Raw genomic sequence first — 19321 nt, forward strand, 5'->3', positions numbered from 1 at the left:
GCGCGGACCCCACCGGTCGATTACGCTCTGCCCATGGCGCGCGGACGGTGGGGACGGGCGGGGTTGTCGATCGCGGTAGCGGTCCTGTCGGTCGCGGGATGCGCGGCCGACGACAGTACCGAGGGCGGTGGTTCCGGCAGCGGGGGTTCCGGCAGCGTCGATTCCCCCAGCGGGCAGGAACCGCCGTCGCTCGACCCGTACGCGATCGCCGACCGGGTGCAGATCGAGGCGGTCACGGCACATCTGAGCGAACTCGAACGCATCGCCGGCGAGAACGACGGCAACCGCGCGCTCGGCACCCCCGGATACGACGCGAGTGTCGACTACGTCGCCGGCCGGTTGCGCGACGCCGGGTTCGACGTGCAGACACCGGAATTCGACGTGACCGGGTTCGACGTTGAGACCGAGACCCTCGACATCGACGGCACCCCCGTGGGCGTGCGCGCGCTGGGCTTCTCGCCCTCGACCGGGCCGGACGGACTCACCGTGCGCCCCGTGCGGGTTCCGGCCGACGAGACGCCGGGCTGTGAGCCCACCGACTACGACGGCCTCGACGTCTCCGGATCGGCGGTACTCGTCGACCGCGGTGCGTGCACGTTCTCGGTGAAGGAGCAGGTCGCCGCGGATCGGGGAGCGGCCGCAGTGCTGGTCGTCAACAACGAGGACGGGCCGCTGTCCGATGCGGGACTCGCCGAAGACGAGAAACCCCGGATACCTGTCGGAGGACTCGCCCGGCAGGACGCCGACACGGTCGCAGGGGCATCCTCGGTGAATCTGACTCTCGACACCACGACCGAGAGGCAGCGTTCGCGCAACGTGATCGCCGAGACCTCCACCGGCGCGGCCGACAATGTGGTGGTCGTCGGCGCACATCTCGACAGCGTCCCGGAGGGGCCCGGCGTCAACGACAACGGCACGGGAGTCGCCTCCGTGCTCGAAACCGCACTGCAACTCGGCGCGGAACCGGGTGTTGCCAACAAGGTGCGCTTCGCATTCTGGGGAGCGGAAGAAGTCGGGCTCGTCGGATCCGCTCGTTATATCGACGGATTGTCCGACGACGAACGCCGCGACATCGCGCTGTATCTCAACTTCGACATGCTCGGCTCCCCGAACCCCGGGTACCTCGTCTTCGACGGAGACGACTCCGACGGCGAAGGGGAAGGTCCCGGGCCGGAGGGATCGGCGGGGATCGAGCGGACGTTCGCACAATTCTTCGCGGAGCGCGGCATCACCGTGTCGGGCACCGATTTCGACGGCAGGTCCGATTACGGACCGTTCGTCGCCGTCGGCATTCCCGCCGGTGGGGTGTTCAGCGGTGCAGACGATGTGAAGACCGCCGAACAGGCGGAGCTGTGGGGCGGTACCGGCGGTGAGGCATTCGACCCGAACTACCACACCGCCGAGGACGACGTCGCGAACGTGGACCGCGACGCGCTCGCCGCAGCTGCGGCGGCCGTCGGGTACGGCACGGCGTTCTACGCGTTGTCGGTCGACGGGCCGGACGGTGTGCCCGTCGGCGACGCACGAGTGCAGGCACGCGAGGCGTTCACCGAGTAGCCGGCACCGGCTGCGGTCACTTCTCCTGTAGCCGCCACAACGGGTTGACCGGTCCGTGTCCACGCCCCAGGTCGTACGACCATTCGAGGCACTTGGTGATCCACTCCTTCGCGAACGCCACCGCGTCGGGCACCGACCGGCCGTGTGCGAGAGCCGAGGCGATCGCGGCGGCCAGGGTGTCGCCGCCGCCGTGATCGTTGCCCGTGTCGATCCGGGGGGTGGTGAATTCGAGGAACCGATCCCCGTCGAACAACAAATCGGTGCTCGACGACGACGTGCGCAGATGCCCGCCCTTGACGATGGCCCATTGCGCACCGAGCGCGTGCAGGGCCTCGGCCGCGCGCCGCGCCGACGGGTCGTCCACCACGTCGATGCCCGTGATGAGACGGATCTCGTCCAGATTCGGGGTGACGACGGTGGCCCGCGGGATCAACACCGAACGGATCGCGTCGAGTGCATCGGCATGGACCAGCGGGTCGCCGTGCATCGATGCGCATACCGGGTCGACGACGAGCGGTACCGGCAGATCGCGGCCGATGCCCATCTCGGTGCACACGGCGGCGACGGCTTCGATGATCGAGGTGGACGGGAGCATTCCGGTCTTGGCAGCCGAGATGCCGATGTCGTCGACGACGCACCGAACCTGTGCGGCGACGGTCTCGGCAGGAATCTCGTGGAACCCCTCTACTCCCACCGAGTTCTGCACCGTGACCGCGGCGACCGCGACGCACGCGTGCACACCGCACATCGCCATGGTCCGGGTGTCGGCTTGGATGCCGGCGCCGCCGCCGGAGTCGGTGCCGGCGATGGTGAGGGCGCGAACCGGCGTTTCACCGGCAGCTGACAAGGGCAGAAGTTCCACGGCGCTCACCCTACCGAGGCTGTGGGGGCTCACCCTCGGCAGCGGCTCCACGGCGGGCCCGTCACGAAAGAATGGGAGCTCGGAGGTTCTTGCAGGAACGTGTTCTATAGTGGTCCAGGTCACAGTTTGATCAGGAAAACACCGCTTGGAGATGCTCTTGGACACCAGTACGCCGAGCGCCGATGTGTCCGACAACGCCGACCAGAACCGCTTCGAACTGCGGCTCAACGGAGATCTCGTCGGCATACTCGGCTACTACGACACCAACTGCCCGTCCGGAGTGCCCGGGCCCTGCGATCCGATCGTGGACTTCATGCACACCGTGATCGTGGAAGACTTCGGTCACCGCGGACTCGCGGCCGTCCTGGTGGGCGGCTCCCTCGATATCGCACGGAAACGCGGCTGGCGGGTCCGGCCGATCTGCACCTATGTCCAGCGCTACCTCGACTCACACGGCGGTTACGAGAACGTCGTGGTCTCGCCCGGTCCGGTCGCGCGCAGGCGGGGTGCCTGACCTCCTCGCAGCCGGACTCACAGCCCGGCTCCCTGCCGCGGAACTCCGGGCCATGGGACTTCGGGACACCGACGTCGCTACGCGGGTTCGTCCGCCAGATCGACGATGACCGGAGCGTGGTCGCTCGCGCCCTTGCCCTTGCGCTCGTTGCGGTCGATCTCGGCGCCCGTGACCCGTGCGGCAAACGCGGGAGAACCGAGCACGAAGTCGATCCGCATGCCCTGCTTCTTGGGGAACCGCAACTGCGTGTAATCCCAGTACGTGTACACCCCGGGGCCCGGCGCATGCGGGCGCACCACGTCGGTGAACCCGGCGTCGGCGAACGCATGGAAGGCGTCGCGCTCGGGCTGCGAGGTGTGCGTCTTGCCTTCGAAGAATGCGGGGTCCCAGACGTCGTCGTCGGTGGGTGCGACATTCCAGTCGCCGACGAGGGCGATCTGCTGATCGGGATCGGCGGAGAGCCACGCCTGCGCGTCGGCCCGCAGCTTCGCCAGCCAGTCGAGTTTGTAGGCGTAATGCGGATCGTTGAGGTCGCGGCCGTTGGGCACGTACAGGCTCCACACCCGCACACCGCCGCACGTCGCGCCGATCGCGCGGGCTTCGAGCGCGGGAGAGATTTCGGGATCCTTGGAGAAGCCGGGCTGGTCTTCGAAACCGACCTGCACGTCTTCCAGGCCGACGCGGGAAACGATGGCGACGCCGTTCCACTGGCTCAACCCGACGTGCGCGACCTCGTAGCCCAGTTCTTCGAACCGCTCCGTCGGGAACTGCTCGTCCTTGCACTTCGTCTCCTGCATGGCGAGCACATCGGTGCCTGTCCGCTGCATCCAGTCGACGATCCGGTCGGTCCGGGCCCGGACCGAGTTCACATTCCACGTTGCCAATCGCACGCCCACACTCTAGGCCAGGGGTACGACGCGACGACTACGCGCGATCGGCGGACGACGGAGCCGGGGGTTCGGTCGCGTACGTGTAGTGGTGATGGTCGACGAACCCGAGTTCCCGGTACATCGTGCGCGCGGCCACGTTCTCGTCGTGGACCTGAAGATAGGCATGGGTGGCTCCGGCGTCGCGGGCCCAGGCGAGCAGCGACCCGCACAGCAGGGTCCCGAGGCCGCGGCGCCGGTGCTCCGGGGCGACCTCCACCGCGGAGAGTCCCACCCAGCGGCGACCGTCCGGGGCATGGGTCACCGCGGCCCGCCCGATGGCGAGGGGCGGTTGCCCGGGCGCTCCGATCCGGCCGAATCCGAGGGTTCCGGCGGCGACGGCGCCGAGCACGGCCTGCCCGACCGGGGGAACCGTGCCGTTCCGGTACAGCGACAACCATTCCTCGTCCGGTTCCCCGGCGACCGCGACGGGTACCGGCCCCTCCGGCAGCGGCACGTTCTCGAGATCCGCACCCATCACGACCACTCTGTCGCCGGTGGGCCAGCCCTGCGGAATCCGGGCCAGCCGGTCGGGGACGAGGAGACGCAGCGGAAGGCCACGCGCGGCGAACCAGTCACGCAGGCGTGCCCGCACCTCGGGATCGGCAGGGTCCGCGACGGTGCCGGGAGCCCCGATCGGGGTCGCCGAGTTGGCGCGGCCGGTGAAACCGCCGCCCGCCCGCAGGAACCAGCCGTCGATCCACGCTTGCTCCAGGCCTGGCCATCCGGCTGCGGCGGCATGTTCGAGCGACCGGATCTCGGAGGTCCGGACCGGTCGTGCGGCGATCTGCTTCACGGCCACCACGGCGCTCGGCGAGACCTGCACAAGTCGCTTGTCCGCGGTGCGCACCGCCACGACCGGTTCCATCGAGACGAGTTCGCCGATCACATCGGTCATGGGATGGCTGTATCCCGCGGGGAGGCGATAGCGCAGCACCACACGGCTGCCGAGCGGTACTGCGGGTACGGCAGGTTCGTCAGTCGTCATCGTCGTGCCCGAACGGGTCCTCGACCGTTCCGGGCATCCACGTCAGACCGGGAGTTCCCCATCCGGCACGCTTGATGGTCTTCTTGGCTGCGCGCGCGTTGCGGCCGATCAGCACGTCGACGTAGAGGTACCCGTCGAGGTGGCCGACCTCGTGTTGCAGCATGCGCGCGAAGAAGCCGTGGCCCTCGATCTCGACGGGGTTGCCGTCGGCGTCCGTTCCGGTGACCTTCGCCCACTCGGCGCGGCCGGTCGGGAAGTTCTCGCCGGGCACGGACAGGCACCCTTCGAGGTCGTCCTCCGGGTCCGGCATCGTCTCGGGGATCTCGGACGTCTCGAGTACCGGGTTGACGACAACTCCCCGGCGGCGCGCGACGTGCCCGGATTCGTCCCGGTCGGGGCAGTCGTAGACGAACAGGCGCTTGGCGACGCCGACCTGGTTGGCGGCGAGCCCGACCCCGTTCGCGGCATCCATCGTCTCGTACATGTCGGCGATCAACTGAGCGAGCTCGGCGGGGGATTCCGTCACCGGTTCGGTCGGGTTGTGCAGGACGGGGTCGCCGACGATGACGATCGGAAGAATGGCCATGGTGGAACAGGATAGTGCGCGTCCGAGGTGCTCGTCGGGCCGGTACGTGTCGGAACCGCGTGGTTGAATTACGGTCGGAAACACACAGGTGTAATTGTCGCCCGAGTGATCCGGGCTTCGAGGAGTGACATGGACGGCGCAGCAGCGCACGATGGGGGCCGGTCCGGTGCAGAGCCCCAGCGCAGTGACGACAAGATCGCCGGCGCGGCTGATCCGAATGCAATCGGAGACGACGGCCTGAGCCGGCGCGACCACGACATTCTGGCTTTCGAGCGGCAGTGGTGGAAGTACGCCGGCGCCAAGGAAGAAGCCATCAAGGAACTGTTCGGCCTCTCCGCGACCCGCTATTACCAAGTGCTCAACGCGCTCGTCGACCGGCCGGAAGCTCTTGCCGCCGATCCTATGCTGGTCAAACGGCTCCGTCGGCTCCGGGCGAGCCGCCAGAAGGCACGCGCCGCACGACGCCTCGGATTCGAAACGACGCGTTAGCCGAGCGTCAGCGCGTGAACCGTCGGCCAACTATGGTCGAACGCGTGAGCAGAACCGCCGAGAAACCCAACCGAGCACCCTCGTCGTCGGGGCCACCCCTCCGGGCCTTCGCGATGGTGTTGATCTCCCTCGCAATTCTGTTCGCCGGGATCGGGATGGCGTCACTCGGCGGCTCCGACGACGAGACGACCACCACCGCGAGCAGCGAACCCTCCGAGGCCGCTCCGTCGGCGTCGGCCGCGAGTGCGTTCGGCGGCGCGGCATCGGCGGCACCCAACGCAGCGCAGCCACCCGCCGCGACGTCGGCTGCCCCGGCCGCCACCACCCCCGAATCGTCGGCGGCGGCAGCGCCCGCAACCCCGGCGCCCGTCCGCGTCCTCAACAACAGCAACGTCGCCGGCCTCGCCGCCCAGACGGCAAGTCTGCTCGAGGACGAAGGCTTCACGATCGAGGACACGGGCAACTACAGCAACGGCACCGTCGGTATGACCACCGTGTACTACGGGACGACACCCGGCGAGGAGGAAACCGCGCTCGAGGTCGCCGACGCGCTCGGCGTCTCCGCGCAACCTCGCCTTCCGGGACTTGCCGACGAAGCCCCAGGCGTGATCGTCATCGTCGCTGCGTCGTAGACGGACCGACGGTGCCGCACGCGACCGATCGGGCTTTCCGGTAGCAGGGCAGGAGCGGCGCGCGGGGTCCCGGCTATGATCGGTTTACTTTTCGGCACTTCGAAGGAGCGGTTTGATGGTCTCCAGTTCCACCCGTCGCATGTCTTGGCGTGCTCTGGCCCCGATTGTCGCGATCGCTGCCGTCGGCCTGACCGCATGCTCGAACAACGAGGAACCGACCGACGTGCCGGGTACGACACCGCCGGTGTGGACCGGTTCCGCTGCCCCCGGCGACTCCCACGGGGACTCCCACGGCAGCGAATCCGGAGCAGGCGGAGCGCAGGCCGGCAGCGCGCAGGGCGGCGGCGCCGCAGGTGCGGCCACTCTCACCGCCGGCCTGAAGGCGGTCGACGGCGCTGATGCAGGCACCGTGTCCTTCGCCGAACAGGACGGCGGCGTGCAGGTCACGATCGACGTGGAGGGACTTGCGCCCGGCTACCACGGTGTCCACGTCCACGCGGTCGGCAAGTGCGAACCCGAGTCGGTCGCTCCCACGGGTGGCGCACCGGGAGCATTCCTGTCCGCCGGCCCGCACCTGCAGGTCGAAGGCAGCACCTCCGTCCCGGAGAGCGGTGACCTGGTGTCGGTCGTCGTCCACGAAGACGGAACGGCCACCACGACCGTGACCACGAACGCGTTCACCCTCGAGGATCTGCAGGGTGAAGAAGGTACCTCGGTGGTCGTGCACGAGGACAACCTCGGCGCCCGCCAAGCGTGCGGCGTAATCGAGTGACGTTTCACCGGAGACCGCACACGCGGTAATTCCACTCACAGGGCCTCGCGGGCATGATCGGTTCGCGGGGCCCTTGTGGTTGGATCGAATCGTGGCAGTCGAGTTTCCGGGTTCTCCCCGTCCGACAGTAGGCGTGGAGTGGGAGATCGCCCTGGTCGACAAGACCACCCGCGATCTGTCGAACAGTGCAGCGGACGTGTTCGACTCCGTCGGCAGGATCGCAGGTGAGACACCGCGTCTGACGAAGGAGTTCCTGCGGAATACGGTCGAACTCGTCACCGACGTCCACGATACGGTGGGCGAAGCGGTCGACGACCTCTCCGAATCGCTATCGCTGTTGCGCCGCGCCGCGGACCCGCACGGTGTCGATCTGATGTGCGCGGGCACCCACCCGTTCGCGCAGTGGACGGACCAGATCGTCACCAGCGCCCCGCACTACGACGAAATGATCGATCGCACCCGCTGGTGGGGCCGGCAGATGCTGATCTGGGGGGTGCACGTCCATGTCGGCGTGTCGTCGCCGCACAAGGTCATTCCGATCCTCAACGCCCTGCTCGTGAAGTATCCGCACATGCTCGCGTTGTCGGCGTCGTCGCCGATCTGGGCGGGATACGACACCGGTTACGCCAGCAACCGGGCACTGATGTTCCAGCAGTTGCCCACCGCCGGTCTGCCCTACCACTTCTCCGACTGGGCGCAGTACGAACGCTTCATCGAGGATCAACTCAAATCCGGGGTCATCAACACTCCCGGTGGGATGCACTGGGACATCCGGCCCGCCCCCAAATGGGGCACGATCGAAGTGCGGGTCTTCGACGGCATCACCAACCGCGCCGAACTGGCGGCACTCGTCGCGTTCGTCCACTCGCTCGTCGTCTACTTCGACGAGTGTCTCGAGCGCGGTGAAGACCTTCCGATCCTGCAGCCGTGGCACGTCAAGGAAAACAAGTGGCGCGCGGCGCGGTACGGGCTGGAGGCCGAGGTGATCCTGGACCCCGAATGTCACGAACGCCTCGTCACCGACGACCTGCACGACCTGCTCGAGCAGATCACGCCGACCGCTGCCCGGCTCGGGTGCGCCGACGAACTGGCACGGGTCGCCGACATCCCGGTGCGCGGAGCGTCGTATCAACGGCAGCGACGTCTCGCGGAGGCTACGGGAGGCGATCTCGTGGCCGTGGTGGACTCGCTGGTCGACGAACTACGGGCCTGAACGCCCCTGCCGGTCAGGTTCCGTCGCCGGGGAACTCCTCTTCGAGCAGTCCGTCCCGGCCGAGCTGTTCCCGGTAGGCGATGCGTCCCACCCGGTGCGCGATCACCGGTGCGGTCAGCACCATGAACATGCCGGCGAGCGCCATCATCCAGATATCCACCGACCCGCGCAGGATCAGCATCGCCCCGCCGAGCACGAAGAGGAGCCCGATCACCTGCGGCTTCGTCGCGGGGTGCATCCGCGAGAGGGTGTCGCGGAAGCGCACCACCCCGATCGCCGCGGTGAACGAGACGACTGCCCCGATGAGAATCAGGATGTGGCCGATCAGGTCGAGAACTGTGCTCATTGTTCGTCACGCACCCGGAAGCGGGCGATGGATACCGACCCGATGAATCCGACGAGCGCCAGCGCGACGATCGCGGGCGCGACGGTGGTGTCGCGACTGTAGACCGCCCAGACGGCGAGCCCGCAGATCGCGATCGCCAGCAGGGCGTCGACACCGACCAACCGGTCGAGCGAATTGGGGCCGCCGAAGGCCCGGTAACAGATCAGGACCGCCGACACGAACAAGAGCACGCCGGAGATCACCAGCAGCACGGTCATCAGATACTCTCCGTTCCGCTTCGCCAGGGGCTCGGCTGCCATTCGGAATCGCGCTCGAACGTCCTGATCAGGAGGCGTTCGATCAGTCGTGCCGAACGGTAGAAGTCCGACACCGCGCGGTCGGTGCTCACGTCCAGGACGTGGACGTACACGATGCGGCGCACCTGGTCGATCTCGAGAACCATCGTGCCGGGGATGTTGTTCATGATGTCCGTCCACAGTGTGAGCACCAGGTCGGACTTGATGGTCAGACGGCAGCGCAGGACACCGGTCACCGGAGGTGGCGCCGGACGGATCGCGAGCCAGCCCACGGACACCGTCGAGCGCATCGATTCGATGAAGATGTACATACCCAGCCGGACTGCCGACAACAGGTGCACTCTGCCCTCGACGGGAACGCGCGGGAGCGGTAGCAGCACCATGACGATGATCGACACGACCAGTCCGCCGAGGATGTTGGCGATACTGAAGGTGCCCCACAGCAGCACCCACACGAAGGTCATCCAGCCGAGCACGAACAGCCTGACGACGTTGGCGCGTTTCATCATCGTCCGTCACCTCCCAGCACGGCTTCGATGTACACCGAGCGGTCCAGCAGGTTCTCGGCGGCGCGGTGGCTGATATCGAGAAGCGGACCCGCGAACACCGTCAGCGACACGCCGATCGTCACGAGCCAGATGGTCGGCACGAGCATCGCGCGGGGCATCTTGCCCACGTCCTCGCGCTCCTCGAGAAGGATGTCCGTTTCGGATTCGTCGATGAGCGCGGAGGGACCGATGTCGGCGAGTTCGCCCTCGGGAGCGTCGGCGCGGGCCCGCCAGAACGCCTTCGTCCAGATCCGCGCCACGACGTACAAGGTGAGAAGACTGGTCAGCACGCTGCCGCCGACGAGCAGCCACGCGAGAACCGAGCCGTCCTCGGCGCCGGCCTGCAGCAACGCGACCTTGCCGATGAATCCGGAGAACGGCGGGATGCCGCCGAGATTGAGCGCCGGGATCAGGAACAACACTGCGAGCAGCGGGCTGGCGAGGGCGAGCCCGCCGAGGCGGCGCAGCGATGCCGAACCGGCCTGCCGCTCGATCAGGCCGACGACGAGGAACAGGGTCGTCTGCACGAGAATGTGGTGGCCCACGTAGAACACCGCGCCGGCCAGGCCCGTCTCGGACGACAGCGCGATACCGAACACCATGTAGCCGATGTGGCTGACCAGGGTGAACGACAGCAGACGTTTGATGTCGTTCTGGGCGATCGCGCCGAGAATGCCGACGACCATCGTCAGCAGGCCCGCAACCATCAGCACCCCGTCGAGTTCGCCGCCGGGGAACAGCAGGGTGTGGGCACGGATGATCGCGTAGACACCCACTTTCGTGAGCAGCCCGGCGAACACGGCGGTGACGGGTGCGGGAGCGGTGGGGTACGAGTCGGGAAGCCACGACGACAACGGGAACACCGCCGCCTTGATGCCGAACGCGACGAGCAGGACGCCGAAGATCGCCGCACGGGTGCCTTCGGGCACGTCGTCCATCCGGACCGCCATCTGGGCGAGGTTCAAGGTGCCCGTCGCGGCGTAGGCGAATCCCATGCCGGCGAGGAACACCATCGACGACACCATCGACACCATCACGTACGAGACACCGGCCCGGACGCGGTCGGCGCTCGCCCCGATGGTCAACAGCACAAACGATGCCGCGAGAAGTACCTCGAATCCGACGAACAGATTGAAGAGGTCACCGGCGAGGAACGCGATGTTCACGCCCGCGGTGAGGGCGAGGTAGGTCGGCAGGAAGATGGAGACCGGCTGTTGTTCGTCGCCGTCGTGGATGCCCTGCCCGACCGCGAAGAGCATCACCGACAGCAAGACGATCGCCGACACGACGAGCATCAGCGCGGCGAGACGGTCGACCACCAGGGAGATACCGATGGGCGCTTCCCACCCGCCGACCTGCATCACTTCGATGCCGTCACGGTCGGCGAAGTACAGCAGCGCAACCGCGACGACGAGCGTCGCGACCAACGCGAACACGGTGATTCCGCGCTGGGCACGCGGCCGGCGGCCGAGGATCAGGGTGACGGCGGCTGCGAGCAGCGGGATGAGGACGGGTAGCGGGATGAGGGCGGCCGAGGTCAATATCATCGGCGGTCACCCTCTCCGTGTGTGTCGTCGTGCCGGTCGCTGTCCTCGCCCGAACCGCTGGTGTGCGGTTCCGCACCGCTGTGGATCGGGTCGTACGCGGAGTCGGTGGGGTCGTCGAAATCGCCGTCGTGCAGGTCTTCGTACACCTCGAGGTCCTCGATGTTGGTGAGTGCCTCGAGGGGAATCGGGTTGCCTTCGGCGTCGAAGGCGTCGCCGCTCTTGCTGGGCTCGCCGGTGAGCGGGTCGTCGGAGCGGTCGCGCACCGGCGCTTCCGCCGGACTGCGCCGCCGCGACACCAAGGTGTCTTCGGGGTCGTTCTCGATCTCGTCGCGAGCACGGAACGTGTACGACCGGTACGTCAGGGCCAGCACGAACGCCGCGATACCCATCGTGATCACGATGGACGTCAGGATCATCGCCTGGGCCAGCGGGTCGGCCATGTCCTCGTGCAAGTCGCTCTCCGTGCCGACGATCGGGGCTTTGCCCGACGGGCCGGAGAGCGTGAGGATCAGCAGATTGATGGCGTTGCCGATGAGGAGCAGCCCCAGCAGCATCTTGATGATGCTGCGTTCGAGGAGCATGTAGACACCGCACGCGGCGAACACGCCGACGACGCCCATCAGGGTGAGGTTCGCGGTCATCATCGCTTTGCCCCCACGACCTCGGCGTCGAGTCGCGCGCCGAGACTGCGCAGCACGTCGAGGATCAGTCCGACGACGATCAGGTACACGCCGAGATCGAAGAACAGGGCGGTCACGATCTTGATGTCGCCGAGCACCGGCAGGGTGAACTGCAGGGTCGCCGACGACAGCGCCGGGGCGCCGAGCAGCACGGACACCAGGGCCGTGCCGGCGGCGAGGGTGAGACCGAGACCGAGGATCTTTCCGGCGTCGATGGGAACCGCCTCTCCGAGCTCGTAGCGACCTCCGGCCAGGTAACGCAGCACGAGCGCCAAGCCTGCGACGAGCCCGCCGGCGAAACCGCCACCGGGGGCGTTGTGCCCGGAGAAGTAGAAGTACACCGACAGCACCATCATGGTGGGGAACACCAGACGGGTCGTGACCTCGAGGACCAGCGACCGGTATCGCGGATCGATGAGGTCACCGCCCAGCAGCCACGTCGTGTCGTTGTTCGCCGATGCCGCATCGAGCTGCGCGGCGGGCGCATCCGACACGCGGGGTGCGGTGCCGAAGCGGCGGGTTCGGAACACCAGGCTGGCGACGCCCGTCGCGGCGACCAGCAGCACCGAGATCTCGCCGAGGGTGTCCCAGGCGCGGATGTCGACGAGGAGCACATTGACGACGTTCTTGCCGTCGCCCATGTTGTACGCGGCGTCGGGAAGCAGCAACGAGATGGGGTCGGCGCTGCGCGCGGCGACCGCGTAGACACCGATACCCGTCACGACCAGGCCGACTGCGATGCCGAGCAGTGCCCGCGGCAGCCTGCTCTGGGCATCGGTTGCCGGGTCGGACTCGGGAGGCAGCTTCCGCAGCACCAACACGAACATCACGAGGGTGACGGTCTCGACGAGGAACTGCGTCAAGGCGAGGTCGGGCGCTCCGTGCATCGCGAAGAGCAGACCGAGACCGTAGCCGGTGACGCCGACGACCAGAACGCCGCCGAGGCGGTTGCGCAGCACGGTTGCGGTGATCGCGGCACCGGCGACGATTACGCCGACCGCCAGCTCCCACGGGGTGTCCCAGAGGCGCGTCTCCGGCATGGTGCCCACCCCGAACACGAACATGAGAATGGTCGGGAGCAACGTGAGCGTGACGAGGATCGTCGCCTGGGTGAGCGGCAGCGAACCCCGCTGGAGGAAGCCGGTGAGCCGCAGCGACAACAGGTCCATGCCGCGCAGCGTCGCGTCGTACATCCGGTCGGCGTTGCCGAGGGGCGGATGCTCGAACTTGAGTCGCGCGATGGTGCGGTGCGCGAGGAACAGTGCCGTACCGCCCGCGATCACCACTGCCGTGAGACCCAGCGGCAACGTCGGCCCGTGCCACAGCGCGAGATGGTAGGTCTTCGAGAGCCCGGACGGGAGCGTGTCGGCGTAGGGGGTGACCAGCCCGTCGATCCACGACGCGCCGAACCCGGCGGCGAGACCGGCGACGGCAAGCGCGGTGGGCGCCGACATCAGCAGCCACCCGGGGGCGTGCACGTTCTGCACCGCCGGACTCGGGCGCTTGAGTTGCTTGCGGCCGAACGCGCCCCAGATGAACCGGATGCTGTAGGCGAGCGTGAGGATCGAACCGACCACGATGCCGGCGGTGGTGGCCACCCTCGCCCACTCGGGCAGGACGTCGGCGACGAGTGCGCCCTCGAGCGCAGCTTCCTTCGCGACGAAGCCGATGAGCGGTGGTAGCCCGGCCATGCTGGCAGCGGCCAGTACCGCGACTCCGGCGAGCAGCGGCGTCGCCTTGCCGAGGTGGGCGAGCTTGCGGATGTCGCGGGTGCCCGTCGAGTGGTCGATGACGCCCACGACCATGAACAGGCATGCCTTGAACATCGCGTGCGCAATCACCATGGTGAGCCCGGCCAGTGCCGCTTCACGACTGCCGATCCCGACGAGTGCGGTGAGGAAGCCGAGCTGACTGACCGTGCCGAACGCGAGGATCAGTTTGAGGTCGAAGGCCCGGAACGCTCGCCAGCCGGCGAGGATCATCGAGGCGAGACCGAGTCCGATGACGATCGGTCGCCATGCGGCGCTGTCCGCGAAGCCGGGCGCCAGCCTTGCGACGAGGTAGATGCCGGCCTTGACCATGGCGGCGGCATGCAGGTAACCGGACACCGGGGTGGGTGCCGCCATCGCGCCGGGCAGCCAGAAGTGCAGGGGGACCACGGCCGACTTCGACAGCGCGCCGATGAGGACGAGCACGATGGCAACCCCCGCCAGCCAACCGTGCGGAGCAGCCTCCACGACCGCCGACAGGTTGTAGCTGCCCACCATCTGCCCGAGGATGATGATGCCGACGAGCATTGCGAGACCGCCGGCGGTCGTGACCAGGAGTGCCTGCGTCGCCGCACGGCGGCTCGATGCTCGCTCCGCGTAGTGGCCGACCAGCAGGAACGACAACACGGTCGTCAGTTCCCAGAAGGTGTAGAGCAGCAGCATGTTGTCGCTGACGACCAGGCCGAACATCACTCCGGCGAAGGCGACCATCTCCGCGGCGAACAGCCCGAGCCGAGGTTCGTCGTCGTCGAAGTAGCGGGAGCAGTAGAGCAGGATCAGCGATCCGATGCCGAGCACCAGCAGGCACATGATCGAGGCGAGCGCATCGAACCGGAGGTCGATATCCATCGACAGCGAGGTCGCCCACGGGATCTGCACCCGCTGCTCGGTTCCCCAGTTCGCGATGACCCAGCCCAGGCTGCCCAGCGGCACGAGTGCCAGCGGCAGGAAGGCGTTTCTCCCCATGACTCTGACCAGAGACGGCGCCAGCAGAGCGGCAACCGCGTGAGCGAAGAGTATGGCGAGCAAAAGGCACTCCGTCGGGGTCGAGCCAGGCGGCGGTGTCTGACTGTGCGGCGTAACACGTTTGTCAAGAAATACGGCACAATGCCGAAACGCGGGACGCCCCGACATGCGTTCGTTCTGCCTCTAGTAGGCGAAACGGAATGAGTCCATCTTAACGGTTGGCTTCGCACGCTTGCGAATCGGGTGGAAACGCCCTTCGCATCACGTGCCTGCGCGGTTCGCCGAATTGGATGTACCTGTCATCGAATTGGAGAGTCGCCCGGGCACCCGATAGGCCGATCGGGCTACCGCACCTGCCACGCACACGCGCCGACGGTCGCGGCGAGCGCGAGCACGATCCACCGTGGGTCGGCCGGCAACACCCACACCGCTCCGATCACTGCCGCGGCCGGCACGGGGAGCGCGAGCCCCAGCGCCGCGATCGATGCCGATCCCGGCAGTGACGCGGCGAGGGCGAGACCGGTCCCGGCGGCGACGAGCGCGGCACGCACCACGAGCGGAATTCCCTCGCCGATCTCTTCGGGAAACCAGACCGCGGCCACGGACACGACCATCGCGACCGCGAATCCGGCGAGTGGGCTGGGGAAGTACCGGGCGAGACGAACCCCCACGAGTACGGCACCGACCGTGACCAGGAGAACCCACCGAGGTGCGCCCGCCCACAGTTCGACAACGATCGGATATCCCGCAGCGACCGCCCCGGTGGCGGCGAGCACGAACCGGTCGTTGCCCGGCGGGAGGAGGCGGGCGGTGATCTCGGCTGCGATCACGATCGCAAGGAGGGCCACAACCACGACGAGCCACATCCGCACGGCGGTTTCGGCCGCCTGCGACGTGACGAGATCAGCGAGAAGCCGGTAGCCGAGCGTGAGGACACCGGCTGCCACGACCGCGATGACGGACACCCGTGGGTCCAGCCGTTGCACGCGCATCCCGGGCCGGGCGGTAATCGCGGCGCCGACCAGCGTGACGAGTGCGAGCACCAACAGCCACTGCGGCACTGTCCAGCGCATCACCGCGACCGGCACCACCGCACCCACGGCCGCTGCCGTGAGAAAAGCCGACCAGGCCCCGGCGACGAGCGCCCACTGGCCGCTCGCCGAACCCCACGCCCCGGCGGCCGCCGAGCCGAGCAGCACACCGGTGGTCGCGGCCGCCACGAATCCCACGACGGCGAGCGTCTCGGACGATGCGTCGACCGGAACGATGTACCGCACCGAGCCGAGCACCAGAACGGCACCCGCCCCGATCGCCCACGCGGTCCGCCGCGAACCCGACCGCTGCAGCCCGGTCGCGGCCAGCACCGCGAGCACAGCGGTGATCACCGGCGTGTAGTCGTTGCTCGTACCCGCGGGCAGGACGGAGTCACCGACGGCGAGCACCATGACGGCCGCCGCCGCAGCAGCGACCGCGGCGAGCGTGGACACCGGATCGGCGAGCCGCACGGCCGTCGAGGCGGGAGACACGTCAGCGACCCTCGGCGTACGTGCGCAGGTGCTCGACCTGCACCGGGTCGAGTGACGGACGCACCTTGTCGCGCGCCACGGCCATGTCCTCGGAGGTCACCACCGCGGCATCCACGTTGCGGCGCATCGCGGCGAGCGCGGCCTCACGCAACAGTGCGGAACAATCCGCCGCCGAATACCCGTCGAGTTGCCGGGCGAGGTCCCCAAGGTTCACGTCGTCGGCCAGCGGGACGGACCGGCCGGCCGTTTCGAGGATGGCGGCGCGGGCCTCGGCGTCGGGCGGCGGTACGAACACCAGCCGTTCGAGCCTGCCGGGACGCAGCAGTGCCGGATCGATGAGATCCGGACGGTTCGTCGCGGCCACCACGACGACGTCCCGGAGCGGTTCCACGCCGTCGAGCTCGGTCAGCAGTGCCGCGACGACCCGATCCGCGACACCCGAATCCGAACTCTGCCCGCGCCGCGGTGCGAGTGCGTCGACCTCGTCGAGGAACACGAGCGCCGGGGCGGAGTTGCGGGCACGCTGGAAGAGTTCGCGCACGGCCTTCTCCGACGCACCGACCCACTTGTCCATCAGCTCGGCGCCCTTGACCGCGTGCACACTCAGCTGTCCGGTGCCGGCGAGTGCCCGGACCAGGTAGGTCTTGCCACAGCCGGGCGGCCCGTAGAGCAGCACACCTCGCGGCGGATCGACCCCGAGCCGGGCGAACGAATCGGGATGCTGCAACGGCCACAGCACGGCTTCCGTCAGTGCCTGCTTGGTTTCGACCATGTCACCGACGTCGTCGAGGCTGACGCTGCCGATCGCGAGCTCCTCGGTTCCCGATCGCGACAGCGGGCGGATGACCTCGAGGGCACCGATCAGGTCGTCCTGGGTGAGTTTCGGCTCGTCCGCGGCGCGGCTCGCGCGGGAGGCCGCGCGGAGTGCGGCCTCGCGGCACAGTGCGGCGAGGTCCGCGACGACGAAGCCCGGGGTACGGCCGGCGACTGCCGGCAGGTCGAGGTCTGCCGACGGAACCGTGCGCAGCAGCACCTCGAGCAACGCGCGTCGCGTGGTGCCGTCGGGTAGTGGCAGCGACAGCTCACGATCGCAGATTTCGGGCGCGCGGACCCGGGCGTCGAGGTCGTCGGGATGGGCGGTCGTGACGACGAGTGCGACACCGGGGGTGTCCACCGCGCGCCGGAGTTCCTCCAGGATCAGCGTGGCGACGGGCTCGGCGTCGGAGGGAAGAAGCGCATCGGCATCGGTGACCAGCAGGACGCCACCACTGCGGACGTCCTGTGCGGCGGCGGCGACGCGGCGCAGGCGCTCGTCGGCCGCGAGCGCGCCGATGCCGGGACCGTCGAGTTCGAAGACCCGCCTGCTCGCGAGGACCGAGCGCACGAACGTCGCTTTGCCGACGCCGGCGGGGCCGGTCACCAGTACGCCCAGGTGCGGCGACGCACCGAGCGTCCGGAGCAGTTCGGGTTCGTCGAGCGCGAGGGTGAGCCATTCGCTGAGCTTGGCGACCTGCGGCTGTACGCCGACGAGGTCTTCCACCGGAGGCGGCGGAGGAGCGGGGGCCGGGTCGGGAGTGCGGGTGATCCCCGCGTCGTGGACGACGGCGGGAGCGGTGCCCCCACCGGTTCCGGCGCCACTTCGCCACGTGACCGCGCTGTTGGGCTGCACGCTCACCGGACCCTGAGGATCGACCGTGGTCACGGTGAGCAGTTCCGACGTCCACGCGACCCCGAACGTCCGGGACAGCGTCCGCGTCGTGTCGGCACTGCTCGTTCCCGGACCGAGGTCACGGGGGAGAAGCGAGACCGCGTCACCGACGGTGAGGACCTTGCCGAGCAGCGCCTGTCGCAACGTGGCGTCGGAAATCGACTGTCGCGCGAGTGCAGATCCGGTGACCGTCACGGTGCGGGCGCCGTACACGGTGACGGATTCGACGACGACCGTGGCGTCCTCACGGAGTCCGGTGTTCGACAGCGTCACGTCGTCGAGCAGGATCGTGCCGGTGGGTGTCCCGGGTGGCGCGAGCCCCGCGACCGCGGCGGTGCGCCGTGCCCCCACCAGCGCGATCGCGTCCCATTCCCGGATCCCCAGAGCGGCGAGAGCCTCCGCGTGGAGGCGGACGACGCCGCGGCGCGCGTCGGCCGCGGAGGTGTTGAGTCGGACGGTCAGCGCGAGTTGTGGAGAGGTCACGCGCCGAGCCTAGAACGTGCTCACTCCCCGCGGGGACGACGCAGGCCCAGGCGCGTCGCCGACCGTGCTGTCGTGGTCACCCGGCGGGCGCCCGCGCGGTGTGGCCGAGCGGCACGGGTTCGGGCACGGATCGCGCGTCGTTCCGCCGGTTTGATGTCCCATGTCTCGGGCCGCGCCGCGACCCAACGCTTGGATCGGATGGCGAAGGGGATGTGCAGCAGGTAGACGCCCACGAGCACGATCATCAGGACGAACGGGTAGGTGACGAGCGCAGCAGCCGCGACGGCGACGAGGGCGAGGAGCAGCACGGCCAGCCGCGCGGGCACCGATGCGGACTTCATCGCGAGGGTGGGTACCCGGCTGACGATCAGGGCCGCCGATATCAAGGTCCACACCGCGACGAGCGGCATCGACGACCACCAGCCGTCACCCCACTGGATGTAGGCGGCGACCGGAGCGAGCGCGACGAGCGCGCCCGCAGGGGACGGCACGCCCACGAAGTACTCGCGCGCGTACGCCGGCACGCTGTCGTCTTCGAGCAGTGTGTTGAATCGGGCCAGTCGCAGCACGATGCTCACTGCGTACAGCAACGCGACGATCCAGCCGAACGCGCTGCCGTCGAGCAGCGTCACGTACAGGACGAGTGCGGGCGCGACACCGAAGGCGATGGCGTCGGACAACGAATCGAGTTCGGCGCCGATCTTGCTGGTCGCATCGAGCATGCGCGCGATGCGGCCGTCCAGCGAATCGAGGACGGCGGCAGCGCCGACAAGTCCGATGGCGGTGCCGAGTTGTCCGTCGAGTGCGAACTTCACCGCCGACAGACCCGCCGACAACGCGAGAATCGTGATGACACTGGGGAGTAGGCGGACCACCTGCGGCCGGTTACGGGTCTTCCGAACCGGGGCCGGGC

Annotated in this window: 19 protein-coding genes; 6 read left to right on the forward strand and 13 right to left on the reverse strand. The window is 68.5% G+C overall.

The genetic code is table 11. The annotated features are described in order from the left end of the window. The first annotated feature begins 33 nt into the window (after nucleotides 1-33). Nucleotides 34-1557, forward strand: a complete 1524-nt coding sequence (locus tag ACLQ3J_RS06280; RefSeq protein WP_425902583.1) for a M20/M25/M40 family metallo-hydrolase — start codon at nucleotides 34-36, stop codon at nucleotides 1555-1557. Between the two features lie 16 nt (nucleotides 1558-1573). Here ACLQ3J_RS06280 and thiD read toward each other — a convergent pair whose 3' ends face one another. Next, the gene (gene thiD / locus ACLQ3J_RS06285) at nucleotides 1574-2419 is read right to left on the reverse strand and encodes a bifunctional hydroxymethylpyrimidine kinase/phosphomethylpyrimidine kinase (RefSeq protein ID WP_169619195.1); all 846 of its coding nucleotides are present in this window, start codon (nucleotides 2417-2419) and stop codon (nucleotides 1574-1576) included. A 151-nt stretch (nucleotides 2420-2570) separates the two neighbouring features. On the opposite strand from thiD, the gene ACLQ3J_RS06290 reads away from it, so the two are divergent. Beyond that, nucleotides 2571-2933 carry a GNAT family N-acetyltransferase gene (locus ACLQ3J_RS06290; RefSeq protein WP_206036473.1) on the forward strand — a complete coding sequence of 121 codons (363 nt, stop codon included), beginning with the start codon at nucleotides 2571-2573 and terminating at the stop codon, nucleotides 2931-2933. A 77-nt stretch (nucleotides 2934-3010) separates the two neighbouring features. Here ACLQ3J_RS06290 and ACLQ3J_RS06295 read toward each other — a convergent pair whose 3' ends face one another. From ACLQ3J_RS06295 to ACLQ3J_RS06305, 3 genes are read right to left on the reverse strand one after another with little or no spacing between them, the layout of a single operon-like run. Continuing rightward, nucleotides 3011-3823 (reverse strand): exodeoxyribonuclease III, encoded by an 813-nt coding sequence (locus ACLQ3J_RS06295; RefSeq protein WP_169651326.1) that lies wholly within the window; start codon nucleotides 3821-3823, stop codon nucleotides 3011-3013. Nucleotides 3824-3857: 34 nt separating this feature from the next. Further along, entirely contained in the window at nucleotides 3858-4847 is a 990-nt protein-coding gene (locus ACLQ3J_RS06300; RefSeq protein WP_425902584.1) for an N-acetylglutamate synthase, CG3035 family, read from the reverse strand. Then, nucleotides 4837-5433 (reverse strand): peptide deformylase, encoded by a 597-nt coding sequence (locus ACLQ3J_RS06305; protein WP_169619201.1) that lies wholly within the window; start codon nucleotides 5431-5433, stop codon nucleotides 4837-4839. The genes ACLQ3J_RS06300 and ACLQ3J_RS06305 overlap by 11 nt, the downstream gene beginning before the upstream one ends. A 129-nt stretch (nucleotides 5434-5562) precedes the next feature. Here ACLQ3J_RS06305 and ACLQ3J_RS06310 point away from each other — a divergent pair, with 129 nt between their 5' ends. The 4 genes from ACLQ3J_RS06310 to ACLQ3J_RS06325 all read left to right on the forward strand — a co-directional run bounded on the left by ACLQ3J_RS06310 (nucleotide 5563) and on the right by ACLQ3J_RS06325 (nucleotide 8539). Then, nucleotides 5563-5922 carry a DUF3263 domain-containing protein gene (locus tag ACLQ3J_RS06310; protein WP_422423175.1) on the forward strand — a complete coding sequence of 120 codons (360 nt, stop codon included), beginning with the start codon at nucleotides 5563-5565 and terminating at the stop codon, nucleotides 5920-5922. 32 nt (nucleotides 5923-5954) lie between these two features. Then, nucleotides 5955-6554, forward strand: coding sequence for a LytR C-terminal domain-containing protein (locus ACLQ3J_RS06315; protein ID WP_425902585.1), 600 nt, complete (start codon nucleotides 5955-5957; stop codon nucleotides 6552-6554). A 115-nt stretch (nucleotides 6555-6669) separates the two neighbouring features. Continuing rightward, the gene (locus tag ACLQ3J_RS06320) at nucleotides 6670-7326 is read left to right on the forward strand and encodes a superoxide dismutase family protein (RefSeq protein ID WP_169619207.1); all 657 of its coding nucleotides are present in this window, start codon (nucleotides 6670-6672) and stop codon (nucleotides 7324-7326) included. Nucleotides 7327-7417: 91 nt separating this feature from the next. Beyond that, nucleotides 7418-8539 (forward strand): glutamate--cysteine ligase, encoded by a 1122-nt coding sequence (locus ACLQ3J_RS06325; protein WP_169619208.1) that lies wholly within the window; start codon nucleotides 7418-7420, stop codon nucleotides 8537-8539. Nucleotides 8540-8552: 13 nt separating this feature from the next. Here ACLQ3J_RS06325 and mnhG read toward each other — a convergent pair whose 3' ends face one another. The 9 genes from mnhG to ACLQ3J_RS06370 all read right to left on the reverse strand — a co-directional run bounded on the left by mnhG (nucleotide 8553) and on the right by ACLQ3J_RS06370 (nucleotide 19283). Next, entirely contained in the window at nucleotides 8553-8885 is a 333-nt protein-coding gene (mnhG, locus tag ACLQ3J_RS06330) for a monovalent cation/H(+) antiporter subunit G (protein ID WP_169651323.1), read from the reverse strand. Then, nucleotides 8882-9142, reverse strand: coding sequence for a monovalent cation/H+ antiporter complex subunit F (locus ACLQ3J_RS06335; RefSeq protein WP_169619218.1), 261 nt, complete (start codon nucleotides 9140-9142; stop codon nucleotides 8882-8884). Before ACLQ3J_RS06335 ends, mnhG begins: the two co-directional genes overlap by 4 nt. Continuing rightward, a complete protein-coding gene (locus tag ACLQ3J_RS06340) occupies nucleotides 9142-9687 on the reverse strand; it encodes a Na+/H+ antiporter subunit E (RefSeq protein WP_169619597.1) in 546 nt (181 codons plus the stop codon). The genes ACLQ3J_RS06335 and ACLQ3J_RS06340 overlap by 1 nt, the downstream gene beginning before the upstream one ends. Further along, the gene (locus ACLQ3J_RS06345; protein ID WP_169619220.1) at nucleotides 9687-11276 is read right to left on the reverse strand and encodes a Na+/H+ antiporter subunit D; all 1590 of its coding nucleotides are present in this window, start codon (nucleotides 11274-11276) and stop codon (nucleotides 9687-9689) included. The genes ACLQ3J_RS06340 and ACLQ3J_RS06345 overlap by 1 nt, the downstream gene beginning before the upstream one ends. Then, nucleotides 11273-11917 carry a Na(+)/H(+) antiporter subunit C gene (locus tag ACLQ3J_RS06350; RefSeq protein WP_169619598.1) on the reverse strand — a complete coding sequence of 215 codons (645 nt, stop codon included), beginning with the start codon at nucleotides 11915-11917 and terminating at the stop codon, nucleotides 11273-11275. Before ACLQ3J_RS06350 ends, ACLQ3J_RS06345 begins: the two co-directional genes overlap by 4 nt. Next, nucleotides 11917-14754 carry a Na+/H+ antiporter subunit A gene (locus ACLQ3J_RS06355; protein WP_169651322.1) on the reverse strand — a complete coding sequence of 946 codons (2838 nt, stop codon included), beginning with the start codon at nucleotides 14752-14754 and terminating at the stop codon, nucleotides 11917-11919. Before ACLQ3J_RS06355 ends, ACLQ3J_RS06350 begins: the two co-directional genes overlap by 1 nt. A gap of 281 nt (nucleotides 14755-15035) precedes the next feature. Beyond that, entirely contained in the window at nucleotides 15036-16217 is a 1182-nt protein-coding gene (locus ACLQ3J_RS06360; RefSeq protein WP_425902586.1) for a hypothetical protein, read from the reverse strand. A gap of 1 nt (nucleotide 16218) precedes the next feature. Beyond that, a complete protein-coding gene (locus ACLQ3J_RS06365; protein WP_296550312.1) occupies nucleotides 16219-18408 on the reverse strand; it encodes an AAA family ATPase in 2190 nt (729 codons plus the stop codon). Between the two features lie 20 nt (nucleotides 18409-18428). Beyond that, complete coding sequence (locus tag ACLQ3J_RS06370) at nucleotides 18429-19283, reverse strand: CDP-alcohol phosphatidyltransferase family protein (RefSeq protein ID WP_296550311.1); 855 nt, start codon at nucleotides 19281-19283, stop codon at nucleotides 18429-18431. Nucleotides 19284-19321: the final 38 nt, after the last annotated feature.

The organism is Rhodococcus sp. DT1 (assembly GCF_049844875.1).
Taxonomy (GTDB): Bacteria; Actinomycetota; Actinomycetes; order Mycobacteriales; family Mycobacteriaceae; genus Rhodococcus.